Genomic DNA, 25,105 nt, shown 5'->3' on the forward strand with positions numbered 1-25,105 from the left:
ATCCTCCCCTTTTGGGGAGTTTTTTTTTGGAAAAGTTAGTCTTATAGTTAGGTAATTGCTGAGTATTCGACATACAAAGATATTTTGCAACAAGAAACTTAATTGAAAAGGAAGTGGGGCAATATCAATTAATGCATACAAAAGCACTTTGGAATTATTTTTACCTGTTAGTAAGTTACATTGGAGGAGAGTAAATATAGCTATGTTAATAACAAAAATATCTGGTTCTACACAAAGATGGTTGAGAGGGTTTACGATTCGTTTATTAGTAGGACTGATGATATTTTCATCGTTCTCCTTTATATTTACAGGCATTGTTTCAGCGCAAGATGGAAATACAGGACCTGATGGAAGCCCCGGCTGGACCTATTGTGCTGATGAGGGAGAGGATAACACTTGCATAGTTCCAGGGAGGAAAGAAGTCCGTTATTGGGCTACTGGGGGGAATTATAAGTATTATTCGAAAATTATTACCGATAGCACGATATGTTCAAATGATGTAATGGGCGGTGACCCAGAAGGCGGAATTAGAAAACAATGCTATTATCGTGACCTTCAGCTTGATAGCGGCGAAATGACTAAAGTTGTTAGCGAGCAGAACAAGACGTTAACGGTTACATTTAATGTGTATGCTAGACAGGCAGGCACAATAGAGGATTTGCGAGAAAAGATTACAATGAAGAAAACAAGCGGCGGCGCTTATGCACCTCTTGACGTAGAGGACACCGTTACAAACGTAACCTACACAGATACAAGTAGTACGCTAGAAATCCATTTTAAAGACACTTTATTAGGGGATTCAAATGCACTGAAAATCGATGCGGGAGCATTTGTGGATATCTCAGATAACGCATATAGTCAGCCCATTGAGATTACAAATATTCAATTTACCCCGCCTGTTCTAACAGCGGATACGGATAACAACTATACCGATAAAGATATAACGATTACGTTTCCTGACGATTCTCTGTGGCGTGAAGCGATTACGGCGGTGTCAGATGGAGGGACAGTATTAAGTAAAGAGACACAATACGCTGTTGATGCCGGTATGCTCACGATAAAAGCCGGTGTACTGATTACAAAAGGCATTCATGACATTAGAGTGACAGCGCTTGGTTATCCAGATGTGGTGGTAAGTCAACAGATGATTAAAAAGTATGTAGGTAATGGGTCTGGTACAGAAAGTGATCCTTATCTAATCGAGACTTCCGATCAACTGAGTGAAGTTAGAAACCATATGGAAAGTGGTACTTATTTCAAACTTATAGCAGACATCGATCTAGGAAGTTATACAAGCTGGATGCCAATTGGAAATGATAGTGAAAGATTTAAAGGAAATATAGATGGCAACGGATATAAAATTACAAATCTTAGTGTTCAAAGTAATTATACTTATTATACGGGATTATTTGGTTATTTAGATAATGGAAGTAATGTTACAAATATGAGATTGGAAAACGTCAACATTTCAGGTGGCGGTACTTTTATTGGTGCTATTGCTGGAGGTAGTGAAGGTACCATCAACAATAGCTACGTTACTGGAGTATCTATAAATGGCAGTGGATATATTGGAGGGATGGTAGGATATAGCACAAATGGATCCATTACTAATAGTTATGTGATTGGGTCATTGAATGGAGATTATTATGTAGGTGGCTTGGTGGGATATGCTTATTTAGGAGTGGTGAGTGATAGCTATGTGTCAGGATCGGTAACCGCGACTAGTCTTTATGCAATAAACGGTGTTGGCGGCTTGATTGGAGTTTCTTACTTTGTAGACATTAGAAACAGCTACGCGACTGGAACTGTGAAGCCTGGACCTGGGACTGCAGACGTTGGTGGTTTGATAGGTAGTTATTATTACTATTTTGGATCATTAGCGAATAGCTTCTATGATAAAGATACAGCACAGCAAGAGGATACAGGAAAAGGTGAAGGAAGAACAACTGCAGAGATGCATACTAAGGCTAATTTTAGCGGTTGGAACTTCGATTCGTCATGGTATATCACCCCTAATCAGTATCCTAGATTGTGGGCATTTACAGATTTATCTCCAGGGACTAAAGGCTGGACAACGAAGATTAATAATGTATCTAACGGGATGGAATATTCGCTTAACGATAGCGATTATATTCCAATAACAGACATTGATGCAGATAACATTGTTGTAGATACGGGAGATCAAATTAAAGTCCGAGTATCAGGAGATATAACAAGCACCAAAACATTGGCAGTAGGTGTAGCAGACATTAAGGCCGGACCCACTTTAGGTAGCTTAACGGTGGGAACCACCGCGGGAACTACGAAGCTAATCAATGTAAGTGGAGCTATGGAATATAGAGTCAATTCGGGCTTGTATGAGGAAATTACCGATACAAGTGAGGATAATATTTCTGTCTATGCGGGCGATACGATTTTTGTTCGTCTTGCGGCAACTTCCTCAGAACCAGCATCCTTCGACCAAAAATTAAAAGTTGGTTTAGCGCATATCAAATCAGCAGCAGCACCAACTGGATTATTAGATACAGGAACGATTGGTGGCACGACAAAGCTAAGTGATGTTTCGGAAAAGATGGAATATAAAATCAATGAGAATCCGTATAAAGGGATCTCCGGTACGAGTGTTGACAACCTCATTGTTAATGAAAACGATACGATCTCAGTTCGTATAGCGGAAACAGCTAAACTACCTGCGTCTGAGGTACAAGAGCTGACCGTTGAATCAGATGTAATAAACCCAAAAAGTGCAGACGCGACCCTAAGCGGACTGACCTTTACCGATGTGACGCTCAGCCCTACATTTTCTAAGGATACATTGACGTATAATGCAGTTGTTGCTAATAGCGTAACGAATACGACAATCACAGCAACCAAAGGGAATAAAGATTCTGTGATCCTAGTGACAGATTTAGGTTCGAAGTCGCTGTCCGTTGGAGTAAATACCTTTATTGTTCATGTTACAGCTGAGGATGGTGTCACGAAGAAGGAATATACCGTGACGGCAACTCGTGCGACAAGTTCAGACGCCTCTCTGAGTGCGCTGACATTAAGTGATGTGACACTCAGTCCTGTATTTGCTAGTGGCACTTTGTCGTACACTGCTAATGTAGCAAACAATGTGACTAGTACAACTATTGGAGCAAGCACGAATAGTGGGGCTGCTATGGTACCCGTAGCAGATCTAGGTTTGAAGCTGCTATCGGTAGGAGCGAATACATTCACTGTCCACGTCACCGCAGAGGATGGTATTACTAAGAAAGATTATACCGTTACGGTAATAAGAGCGAAGAGTTCAGATGCCACATTAAATGCCCTGACGTTAAGCGGAGTAACGCTAAGTCCTGTATTTGCGAGTGGTACACTGACTTACACAGCCAATGTAGCAAATGATGTGACAAGCACGAACGTTGCAGCAAGCAAGAGTGACGGTACCGCAACGGTTTCAGCAGGTGATTTAGGCTCGAAGACGTTATCGGTAGGAGCGAATATATTCACCGTTCACGTTACCGCAGAAGATGGAACAAAGAAGGACTATACCGTGACGGTAACCCGAGCGGCAAGTTCAGATGCCACACTCCGTGACTTGACCTTAAGCGGAGTAAGAATAAGTCCAGTATTTGCTAGTGGCACATTGACGTACACAGCCAATGTAGCGAACAACGTGTCAAGCACGACCATTTCAGCAACTAAAAATGATAGCACCGCTACGATTGTCGTAGCAGATCTAGGTTGGAAGTCCCTGACTGTAGGAAAGAACACGTTCACCGTTCACATTACAGCAGAAGATGGAACAACGAAAAAGGAATATACCGTGACGGTAACCCGAGCGGCAAGTTCAGATGCCTCATTAAGTGACCTGACATTGAGTGGAGTGACACTAAGTCCAACCTTTGATGAGGACACTTTAACTTACGTATCCAGCGTAACGAATGATGTGAAGAGCACTATCGTGGAAGCAGCCACGAATGATGAAACTGCTACGATATCAGCAGATGATCTTGGTTCGAAGTCTCTGTCCGTAGGAAAAAACATAATTACGGTAACCGTAACAGCGGAAGATGGTTCTACGAAGAAAGAATACATTGTTGAAGTAACCCGAGCGGCAAGTTCGGATGCCACGTTAAGCGGCTTGTCCTTGAGTGGAGTCACACTGAGTCCAACCTTTGATGAGGACACTTTAACTTACGTATCCAGTGTAACGAATGATGTGAAGAGCACTATCGTGGCAGCAGCCACGAATGATGAAACTGCTACGATATCAACAGATGATCTTGGCTCGAAGCCTCTGTCCGTAGGAAAGAACATAATTACGGTAACCGTTACAGCGGAAGATGGTTCTACGAAGAAAGAGTACACGGTTGAAGTAACCCGAGCGGCAAGTTCGGATGCCACGTTAAGCGATTTGACCTTAAGCGGAGTCACACTGAGTCCAACCTTTACAAGTGGTACACTGGCTTACACAGCCAATGTAGCTAATGACGTAAAGAGTACTACAGTATCAGCAGCCACGAATGTTGGAACAGCTACGATATCAGCAGATGATCTTGGTTCGAAATCCTTGTCCGTTGGAAAGAATACATTGACGGTAACCGTAACAGCGGAAGATGGGATCACGAAGAAGGAATATACGGTTACTGTAACCCGTGTAGCAGAAGAAGTTATATCTGGTGGGGGTAGTGGAGGCTCCGGTGGTGGGTTGCCCACACCAACATTAGCTCCAGTAGCGACGCCAACGCCAACACCAGTAGCGACGCCAATGCCAGCTGTGGCACCAGCGACGACACCGGGATCTACCCCAACACCAGCGAATAACCTAAGTGATATTTCTGGACATTGGGCGCAGCGCGCCATTCAAGAAGCGTTAAGCCTTGGCATTATCAAAGGTTATTCTGATGGCACATTTAAGCCTAACGGTACCTTAACGCGAGCAGAGTTTGCTCTAATGCTGATGAATGCTTTGAAACCGCAAGAAGCTGGAACTAAGCTGACCTTCACAGATGCAGCGAAGATTGGAGTTTGGGCTCAGGAAGCGGTCGCACAGGCGGTACAAGCAGGTATTATTAACGGCTATGAGGATGGCACATTCCGTCCAAATGCAGAAATTACAAGAGCTGAAATGGCAGTGATCCTTGCCAAGATTCTGGGTAAATCTAACGAAGCAAGTGCCACAACCGGGTTTGCAGACGACAAGGACATTCCAGAATGGGCAAAATCCAGTGTAGCTTACTTGAAGTCAGCAGGTCTTGTAAAAGGGAAGGGCGATAATGAATATGCTCCCCAGGATCACGCCACCAGAGGAGAAGCTATAACTATCTTATTGAACTTATTAAAACAAATTAACAAATAAAGTGAAGATTATTATAAAAGGATGAGTGAAATGCCCAATTACTATTTCAATGAAATCTGGACGCCTCTTAAAATTGTAGGAATCCGTCTGTTTCGGGATGATAATATGGGCGTGTGGATCAAATTCTGGCACAAACGAAGACGCCGTATTCGAGCCTGATAGACATCTAAGTTGATTAGACCTGCAGCCCCTATCTAATAGGGGCTGTTTTTTTACGTTTAATACGTTGTTGATAATGAATTCTTGTATTGATTACAGTCCCTTTTCTTCTTCTAATCGTTCTAATTAATTTCAATTGAAACAGCGAAAGGGGTGAGATGCTTGTGCGAATCATTTTAATTCTACGTCTATAAATGATTCGTCTATTACTTTTTCGTGTGAACCGCCGCTTAACATAGCTGACCTTCCGTTTTCTTCGTTTTAATTTGGCTTTAAAAGCTCTCCAAGGGGTTAGATTCAGGAACTTACGATACAGCGCAAATCCTGAGGAATCTGTATTCCAGCATTTCTCATCCCCGGCAAAATGGACAATTTTATTATTGTAGTCATGATCTGGGATGGCCATATTAAACGAATTAAAGCGGATATCGAGAGGGAGGTAATTCGCTCCAAAAACTGCATTTAGAGCATCCTGATCAGGCATGGTGACATCAGGGAAAGTGCGCAAGAAGTTCAGCATCTCTTGGTACCAGTTCGTATTCTGGCGGATATTATTCAAAGCAAATACGATCACTCCAGAATTAAAATAAATCTCAGGATTCAGTCCTTTGGCGCTCACAATAGGTGCAACATCCATAATGCCCTGATCCCAAATCGCCCCTAAATATTTTTCATTCAGCTCGACCTGCCACAGCTCCGCGATGTCTATGTTTACCAATACATCACAATCCAGATAAATAATTTTGTCAGCAGGAATTAACGCGGGAAGCAGCAACCGGTACATACTTGCATGTGTCCACATATCGATAGCATTAATATTGGCAAGAACCTGGAGCATATCTTCGGGTAAAGTAATCGGATAAAAGCTAATCGTATGCTGATGTTTAGTGGTTAATCTGGTGAGCTTTCGTTTGTTAACTTCGGTTAAAGAGGCATCATGTAAAATATGAACATGGATTGGGGAACTTGTATGATGAAAAACTGACGCTAAAACGACACCGGCATGCTCTGCATATTTTCCATCCTTATCTTGAAAGGCTAAGGCGATTTCGATCATTTGATTTATCCTCTCTCTACATTAGTGTACGAATGTACCACAGTATACGTTTGCCCTGGCGAGAGGATAATGGCATTACACCTACGATATTCACCCAATTTTTTGTGCACATAAAAAACCAAGCTCTGCAAATCAGAGACTCGGTTTGTGAGAGCATTAATTTATTTTCGCAGTTTAATGCGATCTATGTGATGATTGTTATTTTTAAATAGAATAAGATCTGCACGATTTCTGGTAGGCAAAATATTGTGTATTAAATTTTCAAAATTGATTTCTTTCCATATTCTTTTCGAGATCTCGATAGATTCTTCTAGTGATAACTGTGCATATTTTTTAAAATAAGATTGCTCATCTTGGAAGGCGGTATCTCTAAGCTTAATAAACCGGTCAATATACCATTTCTCAATATTATTCACATCAGCATCCACATAAATTGAAAAATCAAAGAAATCAGATACAAAATAATTTGGCACACATTGATTAATCGTCAAACTAGTCTGAAGAACATTTAACCCTTCAACAATTAGGATGTCCGGGTTCTCGATCGTAATAAATTCATTTGGCACGATATCATAAGTTAGATGCGAGTATACAGGACTTTGAACACTCGAAACACCAGACTTCACTTTAGTTAAAAATGAAATTAAACTACGTGTGTCGTAGCTTTCAGGAAATCCTTTTTTCTTCATGATTCCACGCTTTTCCAGCTCGGCATTGGGAAGTAAGAACCCGTCCGTCGTAACTAAATCAACTTTTGGATGGGAAGGTAATTGAGAGAGGAGCTTCTGAAGAAGTCTAGCGGTTGTACTCTTGCCAACAGCGACACTTCCGGCGATACCTATGATAAATGGACCTTTTTTAAGATCGTTGTTAAGAAAGTGATTGATAGAATCTTTAAAGGTATGAGAGGCTTGAAGCTGCAAATGTATCAACTGGGACAGAGGAAGATAGACCTCATTTACATCCTCAATCGAAATTTTATCGTTAATACTTTGGATATCGCTAAGCTCTTCTTCTGATAATTGGATAGCGGTGAAATCGCTTAGTTTTTTCCAATCCTCACGTAAATAAAGTGTATATGCTGAATTATTTACCATTAAAGTTTCCACATCCCTGAATTTTTTAAAATATAAGAAAGTATAAGTTATGTACCTATACTTTAAGTCTTATATTTCTCGAATAAACGCTTACCATCCTTAAATGGACGCCGAAGGCGTTTACGCTTGAAGATTTACCTTTAGGTATTATAACCGTTCATTCAACTTGATTCCATTCATAGCAATCGACATTAGTATGGACATTATGGAGAATTCATTTCAATAAACAGGAAAATAAATTAAAATATAGTGAACGAGAAAGAATGGAGTGGAACCATGGGAGTTTTTCGAAAAGTTGAAATATTAACGGATTACACGCGAAATGGTACGTTCCAAGAAGAGTCTGAGTTCAGGAAAATCGTGATAAGTATTTATTATCCGGATCCGGATGGATTACTCGAAAACAATGAATCTGAAATGAAATATATGGATCTTTTCCGGCCCTGTGAACAACAAGCAAGAGAAATTCTACAAGATATTGGAATGAATATGGATTTCATAGATGGATTATCTACCTCAATCAGCGAGGGAGCATTACAACAAAAATTCAAACGATCCTATCCTGTCATTATCTACTCTCCTGCACTAGGCTTAGATAGAGATATGTATATTTACAATATACAAGCGCTGGTAAAGCAAGAATTCATAGTGGTAACCGTCAGTGCTGCTTATGAAGCGATGTTTACCGTTTGTCCAAGTGGAGAATTTATGAATCAATCAGAGGTGATGAGGACAATACAGGCTACAGATTATACCGAATTACATCACTTCATTTCTATTCGGAAAAAGGACATACAGCATGTATTAGATCACCTATCCAAGCTGAATTCAAGAATGGGAATTTTTGATATGGATAAGGTTGGAATGATTGGACATTCAATTGGCGGTGCTACTGCATTAGATTTAACTATGGAAGATGATAGAATTAAAGCCGCAGTTTTATTAGATGCAAGCATGCATTTATATATTGAGAATGAAGTGAAGAATAATACGGTCCCCTTACTTGTATTAAGGCAAAAGGCTTCTGCTTTAGAAGCCTTAAGCAATATTTTACAGGAGAAAATAGCAAAGGATTTCATCAAAGGACAAGAGAAGCTTTTCCGGAATTGGAATGGATATAAATCTTTTTTGAAAATACGAAACGCGACGCATATGTCCTTTAGTGATATGCCTCTTTTTGAGGAGGACGAAACTTTATATCAGAGAACTTGTGGGATTCATAATCAGATAAATGAGCTTGTTGCTAATTTTTTTCAAGAGCATTTATTAGATCAAGGGAAGGACTATTCTACATTCATTAGCCAAAATCATAGTGATTTCTGTAGGATCAATGGCAGTGGAGATGAAATTTCTGTAAATTAGCAATAAAAACCTCTCTTTTATACCGATAAACATATAAGGGAGGGATTATAAATGTATTCTGATCAGTCTAACCAGATGATATGCAATCATATTGAACAATACATAGGGGTAATTGATAATGTTTTTAAAGAGGTTATTTCAGACGTTCTGTCCATTGATATTTTAATTGTTAACCCGACGCCTGAGCGGAATTACTATACTTTAATTACATCAGGTATGAGTGAATTTGCGATGCAGGTTCCGGATGGCGCAGAAGAATATCAATATACTGAATTAATGATTTGCCTTCCTCCTACATGGAAGCTGTCTGATGAGGCTTTTAAGGATGAAAGAAATTATTGGCCTGTACGTGCCCTGAAAACGACGGCTAGGTTTCCACATGAATATAATACATGGCTCTATATGGGGCATACGCTAGTCAACGGTAATCCAGTACAGCCTTATAGTGAGGATACAGGATTTAAAGGGATGTTTGTGTGGGTGCCAGAAGTTGAAGATCAATCCGGATTTTTTAATTTGGAAATGAACAGTGAGAAAGTGGTGCACTTCTATACTTTAATTCCGCTTTTTGGAGAAGAGTTAGATTATAAAGTTAAGCATGGCGAGGAAGAATTACTTAATAAGTTAAATAAAATCGGGGTTACCGATGTTCTGAATCCTTCACGTAAAAATAGCTGCAAGAAGAGATTTGGACTCTTTTGAAAAATAAGAAAAACGGCCGAGGGCCGTTTTTTTTATCCTTTGATTCCAAAAGCAATCCAGCGTCCATCGACATCTTCAATAACAAATTCCTTGTTATTATAGTCGGTGTTTATTAATGCTCGGACAATATTAACACCAGCGGCTTCGAATTCTTTCTCCAACTGCTCTTGCTGTTCCGTAATAAAATAGGCATCGTACCCATAGCCATACAATTCTCGATTAGGAATAACCCTTTGTCCTTGGGATTGTGTAAGGATAATTTCTGTATCATCACGATACAGGCAAATATGCGGTTCCTCCGTATCTAAATAGGGCACAACTTGAAAGCCTAAGTACTGACTATAATAAGCGGCAGTCTGCTCAATATTCAGAGTAGGAAAGATACTATGTGATTGTAAAAGCTTTTTGTCCACTTGTGAGTTCATCCTTTCTAAGAAAATAGATACCCATATATTACCTTGCGGCAAAGATTTCAACAATACGTGGAGTTATTAAGCCGCAGGAGACATTCATGGTTGACACCATAGATATTCTATAATAATATACATGCATGAGCATACATTAATTAATTTCTGCTAAAACATGTTTTTAATGTTCATAATAAATTTAGTTTTTTATAAAGAGGAGAGATATCATGAAGAACTTGTTCACCCCGTATGAAATGAAGGATTTGAAATTGAAGAACCGCGTGGTTATGCCTCCAATGTGTCAGTATTCAGTGACTAACAAGGACGGAATCGCTACCGATTGGCATTATAATCATTATGTAAGTCGCGCCGTTGGCGGAACTGGATTGATTATTATTGAAATGACAGACGTGGATCCTGATGGACGGATTACTGATTTTGACCTTGGTATTTGGTCTGATGAGCAAATTCCTGCTCTGGCTCGAATTGTTGAAGCTTGTCATGCTTATGGTGCTAAAGTAGGAATTCAAATTGCTCATGCTGGGCGTAAGGCTGAAGATGCAGGAGTTCCTGTATCCTCTTCTGCCGTTCCATTTGACGCTGACTCCAAAACACCACGTGCCCTAACGACTGAAGAAGTGAAGGGTATGGTTGAGAAATTCCGTTTGGGCGTGAAGCGTGCGATTCAAGCGGGGTTTGATGTTATAGAGCTTCATGGTGCGCACGGTTATCTGATTCATCAGTTCCATTCACCATTAACGAATCAAAGAACAGATGAATATGGCCAAGATTTGACCTTGTTTGGTACTGAAATCATTCATGCAGCGAAAAGTGAAATGCCTGTAGGAATGCCATTGATCATGCGTATCTCTGCTCAAGAATATGTTGAGGGCGGATACGGCATTAAAGAAAGCTTGGCCTTCAGTAAAGCTTATAAAGAAGCTGGCGCAGATATTTTCCATATCAGTGCAGGCGGTGAAGGTCCTATCGCGGCTGCTGGCAAGCCAGGTACACATGCTGCGTATCAAGTTCCTTTGGCAAGAGAGATCAAATATGGTTTGAATGTACCGGTGATTGCTGTAGGCAGATTGGATGAACCCGCTCTTGCTAATGCAGTCATTGGGAATGAGGAAGCAGATCTTGTTGCTGTTGGTCGGGGGATGCTGAGAAATCCATATTGGACCTTAGAGGCTGGGATTGAGCTTCAGCAAGACCCGGGTGTTCCTCAGCAGTATGCCTTTGGATTTCCTAGAATTAAAGGCTAAGGACTTACGAAATTGAATTGTATCATTTGGAAAGACCGACTTCTTGGAGAAACGGTCTTTTCTCTTTTTTGGATTAAGCTTGGCACAATGGATGTGGAGTGTAGTACTATTATATAGAAGAAAAAATTCATGAATAGTCATACGCTCAGGAGATGAAGAGATAGATGGACAAAATTCTTAACAATGACCTTATCGCGAATTGGTTGACGTTAACCCACATACAAATGAATGTGACGAATGAATTAGAAGTTAATTTGCAAGCGAATCATGGCTTATCTTTAAAAGAGTTCTATTTATTATTATTCTTGTCGGAAGCCCCAGAGAAAAAACTGAAATTGCAGAAGCTCGAATCTATGGTTGGTTTAAGCCAAAGTGCCGTTTCACGACTAGTTAGCCGGTTTGAAGCTAAGGGCTGTGGAGCTTTAGAGAGAAGAGCATGCGATAGTGATCGCAGAAGTATTTATACCTCCTTAACCTCCATTGGTGAGGCCAAGCTCATCCGTGCACAAGAAACCTTTAAAGACACGCTAATGACGGCATTCCCGGAAAAAGATGTGGAACAGCTTCTAGAGCAAATGCTTCGCTTGAAGCGGCAATCATGAATCAGCTCAAAAAAACCTCTGTTTAGGTGAATGGATCGTATCTCCATTTCCCATGCAGAGGTTTTTTGCATAAGACTAAAGGACTTATTCTAAAAGAACAATCTCTCCACTAGCCAAAAGGCGCCAAGTGCAGTAATTAACCACGAACCATAAGCGATAACCGGTTTGTAGAAATTTCTTTTTTGGAGAAAAATAAGCACCGGAAGCAAAATAATCACAATACATAATTGGATGAATTCAATGCCTACATTAAAGCTCACCAGATCCACAGCCAAATGTGCTTTTGGCAAGTTCATTTCTTGAAGAATATCCGCAAAGCCAATGCCATGAATGAGTCCGAACAGGAAAGTTATGAGCGCGCGGAAACGGATTTTTTTACGGAAAATATTCTCAAGCGCTACATAACAAATACTGAGTGCAATGACAGATTCAACAACTCGTGAAGGTAAGGAAATCCAGCCCAGAACTGCGAGTGTTAACGTAATGCTGTGTGCTAAAGTGAATGCTGTGATAATTGCAGCATATTGTTTGAGCGTTTGTTTTCTTAATAGTAGAGCGAATAAGAATAACAAGTGATCATAACCCGTAAGAATATGGTTCATTCCCAGTTTGAAAAAAGAAAACCAATCGGATGAGGACCCAGAACTACCTGATGAGGACGAATTGGTGGATGATGATAATTGCTGCTCCTGTTGATCCTCTGTTAGCAGCATGCTCCACGTCCGGTCTTTTCCTTGCATTACGGTTTCGCTAGTCTGATTTCCGTTATGTGCAGTAATTAAATTGACATACGGAGAACTTGTAGCTTGTGAATATAGGCCGTCGTTGATTGCGATGGTTTGTCCAGGCTCAAAGGCAGGATAGGTAAAATTCCATGTAAGAACCTCTTTATCCCCTTTTTTATCAAGGAATAAGTCTTGAAGCTCTGGAGCTTGCTGTTGATCATTCATTTCCAAGATGACGCTATCTTCGATCCATTCTTCTAAACGATGCTTATTACTCTCAATCTCATTCTCTTCCAATATCCCATTTCCGTTTATATCCACATTATCCATGCTTTCAATAATCGAAATGACGTCCAATGAAAATGAAAAGTCGGTCTTGTCCTTATCAAAAGTAACGGTGGTATAACTGGCACTAAGTGGATGTGCGGAAGCCGTTAGTTGAGAAAAAGTCATGGAAATAAAGAAAATTACAATAAAGATTAATGATTTTAATAGATTGAAGCGATTCTTACGAGCTGACAAAGTTGTTCCCCCTTGAAGATAAATATGTATTTAATGATGTTATTACAGTTGATCATAATCTTAAATTGTCATTGGAGTGTTAAATGAAAAGATAATATGGGGGAGTTTTTTAGCGAATTATTTAATAAAAATTAAAAATTCTAATTATTTTTTAATTAAAATTTACAAAACGAAATAAAACGAAAACAACTCGTTTACAAAGGAGGTTTATGATGAAAGTCTAACTGATTAGTAACACGAGGAGGAATTTTGTTCATGAGTTTGAAGTTTGAGAAAGTGAAAAAACGGACAAGTTTAGCATTAGCTGTATTGCTGTTCTTGTCTATGATTCCGCAAGGCTTGCTATTGCCTAAGGCTGCAGGAGCTGCTTCTGCGCATGTAGTAATCAGCCAAGTATTTGGTGGGGGAGGGAATAATGGAGCTCCATATTCCTATGATTTTATAGAGCTCTATAACCCGACTGACTATGATGTAGATTTGAATGATTATGCTGTTCAGTATGCTGCAAAGGCGGGAGTATTTACGGCTGCTACCTCAGGAACCGTAAGTATGACACCACTCACAGGTAAAATGATTAAATCACATGGATTCTTACTGATACAGGGTGCCAAGGGAGCTAATGCTCCGGCAGATCTTCCTGTTCCAGCAGATGTGATTGGAAATATAAATTTATCAGGAACTGATGGTAAGGTTGCACTCACAAGCATACAGGCTGCCATTTCTGGCGTTTCAGATTCTAGTGTGGTTGACTTTCTAGGCTTCGGTGGTGCCAACGAGTCAGAAGGAACGAAATTATCTGCCCTAAGCAATTCAACCAGTGCACAACGGAAATCAGAGGATGGAAGTAATACTGGACCAGGTAAAGGTGCTGGACTAGATACTGATAACAACAGTACGGATTTCGTTGTGGGCCCCGTTCTAGCTCCAAGAAACTCTGCTACACCAGCTATTGTGATTACCAAAAGTTCACAACCGCTTGGACAGAACATTCAATTCACTAATGAAGGTACAGTAGGTACGGTCACAGGAAATATTGCGTCTGTTACAGCAGATACATATGTATCCTTGTATCTAAATGATCCAAGTACAGGTTCAGTTGTGGTTACGAATGCTGTTTATGCAGATGCGTCAGGGGCATTTAACAATTTAACCTTTGATAATATTGGCGGCAGTACACAAGTTTACCTAACGGCTAAAGATCTGGATAAAAGTGCAAGTAGTCCTGTAGTTATTCGTTTGGCTGTGCCTAGTGCAGCTCTTAATCCGGACAAGCTTAACTATTATCTTGATTCCCAAGGCGGAGGTAGAATTGTAGGAGCTGCAGGTGCTGCTGTTCCTAATTCAACAATCTACAGCTACAATAGCTCCACAACTGGAAGCCGTAACTCCAATACAACAGATGGAAAAGACTATGTTGTTGCTGGAGCAGATGGATCGTTCACCTTTACTTTCACAGGTGGTACGGATGATGTTTATGTAGCACAGTTGACCGTCAACTCTAATGGTAGAAATTTGGAGGGTCCTCGAACTGTAGTTACTAAAGAAGACACATCGGTTATTACACCGATCAGTACGATACACACGAATGATAGCAACGGTAAATCGGATAAAATTAATCAAGTGTTTACGATTCAAGGTGTAGTCATTGGTAATAATGAATTGACTGCAAGCAATACATTCTATATGCAAGATGCTACAGGAGGAATCGCGGTCTTTGGAACCCTTCCAACGGGTGTTACAGTAACCCAAGGTGATTTAGTTACAGTCACAGGTGCGATTCAATTTTATAATGGCTTAACAGAAATAACCCCTACGAAAGTTGTAAAGAATGGAAAAGCCGCGCTTCCTATTCCTACAGAATCTACTTTGTTAGATTTAATCAACTACACAAAGGCAGAACCACTGGAAGGAACATTAGTTCAATTCACAGGTAAAATCACTAACATTCCAGCGATGGCTGGTAATGGGTATAACATTACCGTTGCTGAGACAGTAACGAACAAAACGATTACGGTTCGTGTTACTACAGCTAGTGGAATTGATGTTCCGACCAAACTGGAGAAGGATTTAACCTACACATTTACCGGGATATTCAGTCAGTATGTGTCAGGTACTACTTTTAAGAGTGGGTATCAGGTATTTCCTAGATCCACCGATGATGTGAAAGAAGTTAAAGAGCTTGCACTTACACATCAAGCGATTACACAGGCTTATACGAATGCAGATATTCAATTTGCCGCTAAAGCTAAAAACGCTGATTCTGTAATTATTCACTACAGAACCATGGGTGGGGTATATGCTTCATTACCTATGAGTACTACTGATGGCAGCAGCTACACAGCACATTTGAATTCTAGCTTTGTTGCTTCAGGTAATAGTTTTGAGTATTACATAGAAGCTAAGATGGGTGAAGTTACTAAGCAGTTGGGCACACCGGATGCACCCTTTAAGGTTTCTGTAGTTGAGGATACATTTGCACCTGAGTTTTTCGAAGAGACTCCAATGTCAGGTACGAAGATCGAAGATAGACAGCCAGCCATTTCTGTGAAATATGATGAGCCAAGCGGTTTGGATGCATCCTCTTTAGTCGTCAAGCTGGATGGAAAGACTGTTCCAGCTAGCATTAACGGAGATACCATTAATATTACTAATAGTTCCGAACTTGCGATTAGTGATCATACGGTTGTCGTGAATGTTAGTGATAACAAGCATAATGCCGGTACGTATAAATGGACTTTTACCATTACACCTATCTTTACAGGCGGTAACCACTATCGTGGAACGACTCATAATCACACCAATATTTCACATGATGCTGCGGGTACCCCAGAAGATGCTTTGAAGGCAGCCGAAGCACATAACTATGATTTCTTCGCTTTTTCAGACCATTCGCATGATATTGATGCAGCGATGGTAGGCTCGGATACCGTAGATCATAAAGGTCAACCGGAACGTACGGGGGGAGAAGACTGGAAATTAACGAAGGATCTAGCGAAGCAATACACTAAAAATGATAGCTTTGTTGTATTCCCAGCGTTTGAAATGACTTCAACTACTTGGGGTCACTCCAATGTGTTTGGAACCGACAATTTTATTGATCGTAAACAAAACTCAGGTCAATACCAAGATTTGAGTAAGTATTATGCATGGGTATTGACGTATGACGATATCGTGGCCCAGTTCAATCATCCCGATATGTCAGCGAACGCTTTTAATAATTTCGCACCTTATGACAAAAATGTTGATAAATTGTTCACCATGTTTGAGGTGGGTAATGGATCAGGTCATTATGGTTATGCGAATGCAGAAAGTAAATACTTCAAAGCGCTGGATTTGGGATGGCATGTAGCCCCAACTTATGGTGAAGATAATCATGATGGTACATGGGGACAGACCAATGCGAGAACAGTCATCGTATCCGATGATTTGTCGCAGGAATCTTTGCTGCAATCGATGCGCAATATGCGCGTATATATGAGCGAAGATCCAAACTTTACATTAGATGTTCTTGCGAATGGCAGTTACATGGGAGCAACCGTAAAGGGCAATACCCTTAACTTCTCCATCGCAGGAAAAGATGATGTTGCAGAAGATAAGAGTAAACCTGAATATAGCTATCTTAGCAGTTCCTATAAGTCTGATGATCGAGTGGCTAAGGTAGAGTTGATCACTAATGGCAATAAGATTATTAAAACAGTATCACCAATGACCAAAGACTTCACTTGGAGTCCTTCTGTTGAAGTAACGGGCGGTCAGCAATGGTTCGTGGTTAAGGTAACACAAATGGATGGTGAGCAAACATATTCCGCACCAATTTGGTCACAAGATGTAACTACAGATATTAAGATTAGCGGTATTAATATTGTAGGCAACAGCTTGGTTTCCGGTAGTCCGACTACCTTGGAAGCGGGATTAACTAACCTTGGATCACAGGATCTAAGTAATCTTAAAGTTCACTTCTATTATGATGTTGTGGACTCGGCTCATTTGATTAATGAAGTTGTAGTTCCTTCCGTATTATCAAAAGGTACAGCAACGGCGCAAGTGTTATGGTCCAATCCAGTTCAAGGCAATCATAAATTAATTGCAGTTGTAGATGCGCCGCCTGGCGATTCACCCGATGATAATCAGTTCGAATTGGAAGTGACTATCAAGGCTTCCTTGGGAATTAAAGTATTGATCGATGCCTCGCATAAAAATGAGAATACATCGACCGATGGAAGTACGTATAAAGACAATCTGAAAAGTTTCACCACACAGCTTCGGCAGGAAGGATACACTGTCGTAGAGAACACCGGAGCTATCACAGATGCAACATTGACCGATGTAAGTGTACTAATGTTTACACATCCTTCGGCCGCTGTGACTGATGCTGAAAGCACGGCGATAAAAGATTTTGTAGCGCGCGGAGGTTCATTGTTCTTAACAGAGAAGAGTAATAATGGTAGCTCAAAGCCTACGATTAGTAATGAGCTATTACAGAAGATAGGATCTACGATCCAGGTGAGTAATGACGGTATTTTTGACACAAGTCCTGAGGGTAACTTCTGGTCTCAACCTATAGGAACGAACACGTATACGGTTAGATTACATCCAGGATTAGTGAAAAACTATATTACAGACCGGGCATTGACCGTTGAGTATTACAGTGGGGCCAGCTTGGAAAAAGTCGGACATCAAGCACTAACAGATACGGATAAAGTTACCGTCCTTGTTTCAGGAAATGAAACGACGTTTCAAGATAAGATCGCTGCCGGCGGATACGTTTATGATATCGTCGATGACGGTGTTGGTGGCTCTGCAATTCCTGCAATAGCTTCAGAAGAAGTAGAAAAGGGACGTATTATTGTCTCCGGTATGAACTTTGTGAATGATAAGCAGCTGGATGAATCTTATAATCCTAAGGGCAACAATGAGCTTGGATTGAATTCTATCAATTGGCTGGCTCACAGAGAAACGAAGATCGACACGATCGCTAGTCTTAAAACACAACCAGAAGGAACAGCTGGAGTAGTTGAGGGAACAGTCGTTACGGGCTCGGACATCTTCTTCGATGCGTTCTATGTTCAGGATGCTTCTGGCGGGATTATGGCCTTTAAAGAAGTTCCTGAGAAAAGTTTGGTTGAAGGGGATACCGTACGAATTTACGGAAAAACGAAGCTATTCGAGAACAACTATGAACTTGAATTTGATTCGTTCGCGATGGACGTAATTAAAACAGGACATACGGATCCGATACAATCACTTACATTAACTACAGCTCAGGCTAGTTTGGATAGTAACCAAGGGCTGTTAGTAAAAGTGACGGGGAAGGTTCGTTCACAATTCGATGAGAACTCCTATGTTATTGATGATGGCTCGGGTCCAATTCTGGTCTTTGCCGATGGGTATATCGTAAAACAGAGTGGACCTGTTCCGGTATTGGCTATCGGCGATACATTGGTAGCTGTGGGAGTTACCGGCAAGAATACGGAAGGAACTCGCATCCGTGTGCGGAATACGAAGGAACTGGCTAAAGGTACCGATGAACCAATACCTACGGCAACAGTATCGCCAGCGCCAACGGAAACACCAGTTGTGACGCCAGCGCCGACAGCAACGCCAGCGCCGACAGCAACGCCAGCGCCGACAGCAACACCGACGCCGACAGCAACGCCGACGCCGACGCCGACGCCAACGCCGACAGCAACGCCGACGTCGACAGCAACGTCGACGACGACACCGACGGTAGAACCAACAGGAACACCAGTAGTGACACCGTCTCCAGATCCGACGTCACCAGTATCGGTATGGACACCATCACCAATGCCAACTGCAAAACCAACAGCAACACCAACAGCAACACCAGTACCTACAGATCATGCGGCACAGTTGGATAACGTTAAGATTGCAACGATAACTGAAGTGGGTAAGGATGGTGTGACATACGATAAAGTATCTGTCGATGCCAATGCACTTACCAAAGCACTTCAAGCGCATATGCAAGCGGTTCTAGGAATGGAGCTTTCCACGAATCCTATTAAAATCGAACTGCCATTACAGGCGTTTGCACCAACGGATGGTTCTAGATTGAACTCCAGTCTGAAGATTGAGAGCAGTCAGTTCTTCTATAATCTTCCTTCAAGTGTGATTCCTACGGCAGAGCTATTAAGAAGTCTGGGTGTGGATATTAAAGATATCAACATCACTATAATGATTTCAAAAGTGGATGAGCAACAAACCGGAATTATTAATCAAGCAGCCAACCAAAAGAGTGGCAGCTTGCTAAGTCCAGCATTTAAGTTTGAAATCACTGCTGAAGGCAATGGAAAGACGGTTAAGATTAATAACTTTGGTACGACTTATGTGTCCAGAGGGATAGCGCTGGATACAGCACTTGATCCACGAATTAGTACCGGAGTCCGTTTTGACGAAGCAAGTGGAGAGCTTGTATTCGTGCCTACTTACTTTACAGTGACAGGCAACAAAACTTTGGCAGACATGAAACGAAATGGAAACAGCATCTACACAGTCATTCACTCTGATGTTACGTTTAATGATATTAAAGGACATTGGGCGCAGAGCGATATCGAGCTTCTTGCTTCTAAATTAATTGTTAAGGGTGAAACTTCTACACATTTTGCACCTGAACAGCAAATTACAAGAGCGGAGTTCGCAGCTTTACTAGTACGGTCACTTGGGCTGGATGCTCAAGGGACAACGGTGAAGTTCAAGGATGTGAAGGCGAGTGATTGGTTCTATGGCGCTGTTGCCGCGGCAACAGATGCGAAGATTGTAAATGGCCTTGAAGATAACAGCTTCCACCCATTAGCACCGATTAGCCGTGAAGAAATGGCAGTGATGACGCTTCGTGCACTGACCTATGCAGGTTATACTTCATCTGTTGCGACGAATCAGAACACTCTATTAGCTTCTTACAAGGATAATAGTGCCATTGGAAGCTGGGCTAAGGAATCGGTCACCGAATTATTAGCTAGTCAGGTTATGAATGGGATGACAGAGACGACCTTCGCTCCTAAAGCGTTGGCTACTCGTGCTCAAGCGGTTAAGATTCTCAAGCAATCACTGCAATTGATTAAATTTATGAACTAATTGGAACTAAAGAAAGAGCTGCCTGAGATTATTCAGGCAGCTCTTTTCTTATTCCATTACCGCTTAGAAAGCTGGTAATAATTATAGCTTTCATTTTCAATCGTAATTTCATTAATTAAGTCAAAGTCACATTTTTGTATGACTCTAATTGAGGGTGTATTATGTACCAGAGCAATAGCGTTTAATACATCGGTAGATGTGTGCTCAAATAAAAACTTAATCAGTCCCTTGGCAGCTTGTGTAGTATACCCTTTGCCGCGATGATCCTTGGATATGGCATACATAATCTCTCTGTTCGGAGCGGGTAATTCATCCTTCATACCTGTACAACACCAACCGATAAACTCATTCGTCTCTTTTAAAATAATGCCTAAGCGAAGACGAAGCTCCCCGATATTTCCATCCGCTGAGACTGCTTGCAGAAACTGTTGGTTTTCTTTTATTTCATAGTTTATTAACCAATCTAGCCGTTGCTCTTTAGGGACATTCCAGTCGGGCAGAAATTCTATGATTTCAGGCTGCGTGGTAAGTGCATGAAACTCATCTAAATCCTCCAAGCTAAACTCTCGTAACAGGATATCTTTACATTCAATGGTAAATAAATCGCGTTTTGTTGATTCATAACCTACATGGGTATTCATATTTCATCTCTCCTTCATGCATTCTAATTCATTTTATCATGAATAAAAGGGTCTATTTGGTAAATTTTAATTATAAAAAAGTTTTCTTTTATTTCATAAAAATATTAATTAGTTAATATATTAATTGATTATAAAGTGTGTTATTATGTTTCGTATAAAGGTTAAATGATTCACGGTTGGAATGGTTTTGTCGTAGTAATCAGTAGATTGGTTAGGATTTTATGATTTCTAATACAAAAGATGACAGGTGATCTTCTATGAACAATGACAACAGTAACAAATCTATTAATAGTAATTTGATAGCGTATTATAAGTTTGATAACCCCGATCATGTAGGTCAAGATTACTCAGGGAATGGGAACGATGGAACTGCTTCAGGGACTAAGCTGCCCTCCATTCAGACGGTAGCGGGTAGAAGTGCTGTTTCACTAGCGGGTGGAGAACATGGCACATCCTATATTTCTTTGCCGGATGATCTTCTTAAAGAGGTCAGCGACCAAACTGGCCTTACTGTATCGACTTGGATGCATGTAAGTAGTGGTGGGAGCTTATGGGAAAGACTTTTTGATTTCGGCAAAGGCGAGACGGGTCCTTATATTTTTTTAACACGAAATTTCCGGGGAACTTGTTTTGCAGGGGAAGATTTAGTCGCAGATCCTGGGAAATCCTTTACTGCTGGTGAATGGGTACATGTCGCTTTTGCGGTCACTGGAACAAAAGGTGGAACACTAAGCAGTGCAGGACCTGTAGTGTATATAAATGGTGAGGTCGTTGCGGACGGAATGATCAGTCAGACTTCCAGCGGTACATATGCTAAGCTGCGCACATGGTTTGCTACATTTGAGGACCAAGGAAATTATAGTAACAATACGATCGGAAGGTCTCAGTACACTGCAGATGTGGATTTCGGAGGCTCTCTAGCGGACTTCCGTGTATATAAAGCGGGTTTAACGCAGGACGAAGTGATTGAGATTATGTGTGAATCGTTGACTGATGAAGATATCGTTAAGCTTGCAAAAGATAAATATTTAACCTTCACTAGCTCCATCATCACCAAAGATATCGAATTGCCCGCTACGCTCATGGGCGGAAAAGTTAACGTGTCTTGGGTGTCCAGCGATTCAGCAATCCTTTCTAATGAGGGCATTCTGAATAAAACAGTCCAATCTGCGCAAGGTGTAACGCTTACCGCGCTTTTGAAAAAAGGTGACAGTGTAGTAGAAAAGAGCTTCAATGTGTCTGTGCTCCCAGAAGGGTTGCCACCTTACACTTTAACGATCGATGGGAACCTTGAGATTTTGGATGTTAGCGATGTTCTATATGGCCTTTTCTATGAGGATATTAATAATGCAGCAGACGGTGGGATTTATGCAGAGCTAGTGCAGAATCGTTCCTTTGAGTCATTTGCTTTTGACAGCTATTCACATGTATGTGGGGTGCATGGGACTTCAACGGGAAGAAATTATACACCTTTGCATGCATGGTCTGGTGACACGGATAAAGTGACGGTTCATCATACAGGCGGATTAAATGATTTCTTCGGAATCGAAGATAAAGATATGAATGCTCATTATGTGACAGTGGCAGATGGCGCGACGATTAAGAATAGAGGCTTTGCGGATTCCAATCAGCACTGCTCAATGTTTATTCAGAAGGATGCTAAGTATAACTTCACCATTTGGGCGAAGGCAGAGGCAGCGGGAACAATCACCCTGCAATTGCTCGACAAAGACGGTAAAGCCATTAGCGATACGGCGGTGGTTGAGGTGAACGATGACGGTAACTGGAAGAAATATGGCGTGGCTTCTAAGCTTGTATTAACAGGATCTGAAACTGTACTCGGTCAGCTGGCGTTAACCTTTAACGGTGAGATTTCCATTGATATGGTCTCCTTAATGCCGGAAGAGGTTTGGGGCGCTGGGGAAGAAGAACGTTCTGCTACAGCTCATGCGAACTATAAAGGGAATCCGAACTATAGACTTAGAAAAGACTTAGTGAATGCACTCGTTGATCTTCATCCGACGTTCTTGCGTTTCCCTGGAGGCTGTATTTCTGAAGGGTCTCATATTTGGGAGAATGTGTACGATTGGAAAGAATCCGTCAACGACATTGAGCTTCGCAAAGAGAACTATAATGTATGGGGCTACATGATGACGATGGGGCTTGGCTATATGGAGTATTTCCAATTGGCCGAGGATTTGAATGCAACACCACTTCCTGTTATGGCCTGCGGGGTACTCTGTCAAGCACGTTCGGATTATGCGAATCCTGCCGGTGGTGCATTAAGAGACTATTATGTGAAGAACTTTACGGATCTGATTGATTTTGCGATAAGCATGGATTTTGACAATAACGAGTGGGCCGCTTTGCGTAAAAAGATGGGCCATGAAGCAGCGTTTGATCTGCGTTACTTGGGTGTGGGGAATGAAAACTGGGGAACAGAGTTTTTTGCTAACTTCGAATATTTTAAAATAACAATTGATGAATATATGGTGAAGAACTACCCTGATCATGAACTGACCATTCTTTCTACGGTTGGCGCACAAGCAGATGATGATGCCTATCAACAAGGCTGGAAATTCCTAAGCGGAAATCTACAAGGCTCGGAACAGATCAGCTTCACGGATGGAACATCGAGTATTGAAGAGACGGTTACCTGGTATGAGAAACAAAAGAACTACATGGATACCATTGCGGACGAGCATTACTACCGTTCCAACGAGTATTTGTTAGAGAATGCGGATCGCTACAATTACTATTACAGAGCTTATAAAGAAGACGGCAGTTTGGACGAGGCTGAAACTTCGAAGGTTTTTGTGGGTGAATATGCTTCGACAGATAAAAATACATTGGCAGGAGCGATTGCTGAGGCGGCGATCATGTCCAGCTTCGAGAATAACGCTGATGTGATTAGACTAGCTGCAACGGCACCTTTGTTCAATAAGGTATTAACAGATGGCACCTACAGATGGACACCAGATTGCATTTGGTTTGATGATGAAACTGTATGGTACACGCCGAACTACTATGTTCAACAGCTGTACGCTAAATATCTCGGCACCAAAGTGGTTGGCACATCGTTCTCGACCTATCGCAACGGGGAAAAGGTAGACCTCATTCCTCACGGAGGAATTGAAGTGGCTGCCGGAAAAGCATCAGTGGTTGTGAAGCGGTTGGAGGTTACTTCGAATACGGATGGAAGCGTTATGTTTGAGCAAGATTTTACACAACCGCTGCATGAAGCTTGGAAAGTTATTCCTGGCTCTGCCGGATATACGATTGATCCTTCCAAAGGTCTAGTCTTGAAGGCACAGAACAGCGGGCTGAATGGATTGTATATCCTCAATGACACGTGGACTAATTATAAAGTAGAGGTTGTTCTTGAAAGAGCTTCCGGCGAAGATGGCTTCTATGTAGGTGCAGGTCTGACAGACATTTCACCAGAAAATAAAGATGTTATCGAATATGCGATTGGTTATAATGGCGATGCCACAGGAGTCAAGGTGTACAAGCAAGGGATTGAGGCTTATACGCTCGGCGATTATTCCTCTAGTACAGCAGCAGGTAACCTGAGAGCTAGTTGCTATGAAGAGCTGGCGGATCATACGGTATATACCATCACTGTTAATTATGGTGGAGCAGATGGCAAGCATTTGATTTGCTCTTACACAGATGGCAAGACAACAAGTAAAGTGCTTGATTATAAGCTCGAAGCGTATAATAGAGAAGTATACAATTCCGTTACTAAAGATGATAAGCATCTCTATATGAAGCTTGTGAATGCGGATCGTGTAGAGAAAGCAACGAAGCTTGAATTGAAAGGCTTAAACGTAGCTACTACCGGTAAATGGATTACTTTAACAGGCGATGCTTCGCTGATTCACACCCCTAATGTGAACAGAAAAAATGATGAGAAGGTTACTCCGGTTGAAACAGAAATCATGTTTAATAAAGACACTGCAATTGTAAATCTAGCTGCCCATTCTGTGAACGTGATTGTTCTGGACCTTATTTAATAGAATAGATAGCATTGAGCGCGCGCCGATATCACCTCGGCGCGTGTTGTTGTTTAGGAAGGCTTGTAATCGGTTGATGTTTATATAGGGAGAACTGTCCACTTCTTGATG

General features: G+C 41.3%; 12 protein-coding genes. 7 read left to right on the top strand and 5 right to left on the bottom strand.

The genetic code is table 11. The features are described from left to right. Nucleotides 1–202: 202 nt before the first annotated feature. Entirely contained in the window at nt 203–5,347 is a 5,145-nt protein-coding gene (locus MHB64_RS10150) for a cadherin-like beta sandwich domain-containing protein (protein ID WP_341134337.1), read from the top strand. A 190-nt stretch (nt 5,348–5,537) separates the two neighbouring features. Here the strand turns inward: MHB64_RS10150 and MHB64_RS10155 are convergent, their stop codons facing one another. After that, complete coding sequence (locus tag MHB64_RS10155; RefSeq protein ID WP_094870971.1) at nt 5,538–6,563, bottom strand: glycosyltransferase family 8 protein; 1,026 nt, start codon at nt 6,561–6,563, stop codon at nt 5,538–5,540. A 161-nt stretch (nt 6,564–6,724) separates the two neighbouring features. Further along, a complete protein-coding gene (gene coaA / locus MHB64_RS10160) occupies nt 6,725–7,660 on the bottom strand; it encodes a type I pantothenate kinase (protein WP_094870969.1) in 936 nt (311 codons plus the stop codon). 249 nt (nt 7,661–7,909) lie between these two features. Here coaA and MHB64_RS10165 point away from each other — a divergent pair, with 249 nt between their 5' ends. Together MHB64_RS10165 and MHB64_RS10170 are read left to right on the top strand one after the other, a co-directional pair. After that, nucleotides 7,910–9,022, top strand: coding sequence for an alpha/beta hydrolase family protein (locus MHB64_RS10165; RefSeq protein ID WP_341134338.1), 1,113 nt, complete (start codon nt 7,910–7,912; stop codon nt 9,020–9,022). Between the two features lie 51 nt (nt 9,023–9,073). After that, nucleotides 9,074–9,724 (top strand): suppressor of fused domain protein, encoded by a 651-nt coding sequence (locus tag MHB64_RS10170; RefSeq protein WP_094870966.1) that lies wholly within the window; start codon nt 9,074–9,076, stop codon nt 9,722–9,724. A 32-nt stretch (nt 9,725–9,756) separates the two neighbouring features. Here MHB64_RS10170 and MHB64_RS10175 read toward each other — a convergent pair whose 3' ends face one another. Then, nucleotides 9,757–10,137, bottom strand: coding sequence for a VOC family protein (locus MHB64_RS10175; protein WP_218832783.1), 381 nt, complete (start codon nt 10,135–10,137; stop codon nt 9,757–9,759). Nucleotides 10,138–10,358: 221 nt separating this feature from the next. Between MHB64_RS10175 and MHB64_RS10180 the strand changes: the two genes are divergently transcribed. Further along, entirely contained in the window at nt 10,359–11,396 is a 1,038-nt protein-coding gene (locus MHB64_RS10180) for an NADH:flavin oxidoreductase/NADH oxidase (protein ID WP_341134339.1), read from the top strand. A gap of 164 nt (nt 11,397–11,560) precedes the next feature. Then, complete coding sequence (locus MHB64_RS10185) at nt 11,561–11,998, top strand: MarR family winged helix-turn-helix transcriptional regulator (protein ID WP_094870961.1); 438 nt, start codon at nt 11,561–11,563, stop codon at nt 11,996–11,998. Nucleotides 11,999–12,087: 89 nt separating this feature from the next. On the opposite strand, the gene MHB64_RS10190 is transcribed toward MHB64_RS10185, so the two are convergent. Next, nucleotides 12,088–13,245 (bottom strand): HupE/UreJ family protein, encoded by a 1,158-nt coding sequence (locus MHB64_RS10190; protein ID WP_341134340.1) that lies wholly within the window; start codon nt 13,243–13,245, stop codon nt 12,088–12,090. Between the two features lie 255 nt (nt 13,246–13,500). Between MHB64_RS10190 and MHB64_RS10195 the strand changes: the two genes are divergently transcribed. Continuing rightward, entirely contained in the window at nt 13,501–20,337 is a 6,837-nt protein-coding gene (locus tag MHB64_RS10195) for an S-layer homology domain-containing protein (protein ID WP_341134341.1), read from the top strand. Between the two features lie 56 nt (nt 20,338–20,393). Here the strand turns inward: MHB64_RS10195 and MHB64_RS10200 are convergent, their stop codons facing one another. After that, complete coding sequence (locus tag MHB64_RS10200) at nt 20,394–20,978, bottom strand: GNAT family N-acetyltransferase (RefSeq protein ID WP_094870957.1); 585 nt, start codon at nt 20,976–20,978, stop codon at nt 20,394–20,396. A gap of 257 nt (nt 20,979–21,235) precedes the next feature. On the opposite strand from MHB64_RS10200, the gene MHB64_RS10205 reads away from it, so the two are divergent. Beyond that, on the top strand, nt 21,236–24,994 hold the full coding sequence (locus MHB64_RS10205) for an alpha-L-arabinofuranosidase C-terminal domain-containing protein (protein ID WP_341134342.1): 3,759 nt from the start codon (nt 21,236–21,238) through the stop codon (nt 24,992–24,994). Nucleotides 24,995–25,105 lie beyond the last annotated feature (111 nt).

Source organism: Paenibacillus sp. FSL K6-2859 (assembly GCF_038008265.1).
Lineage (GTDB): Bacteria > Bacillota > Bacilli > Paenibacillales > Paenibacillaceae > Paenibacillus_AQ > Paenibacillus_AQ nitricinens.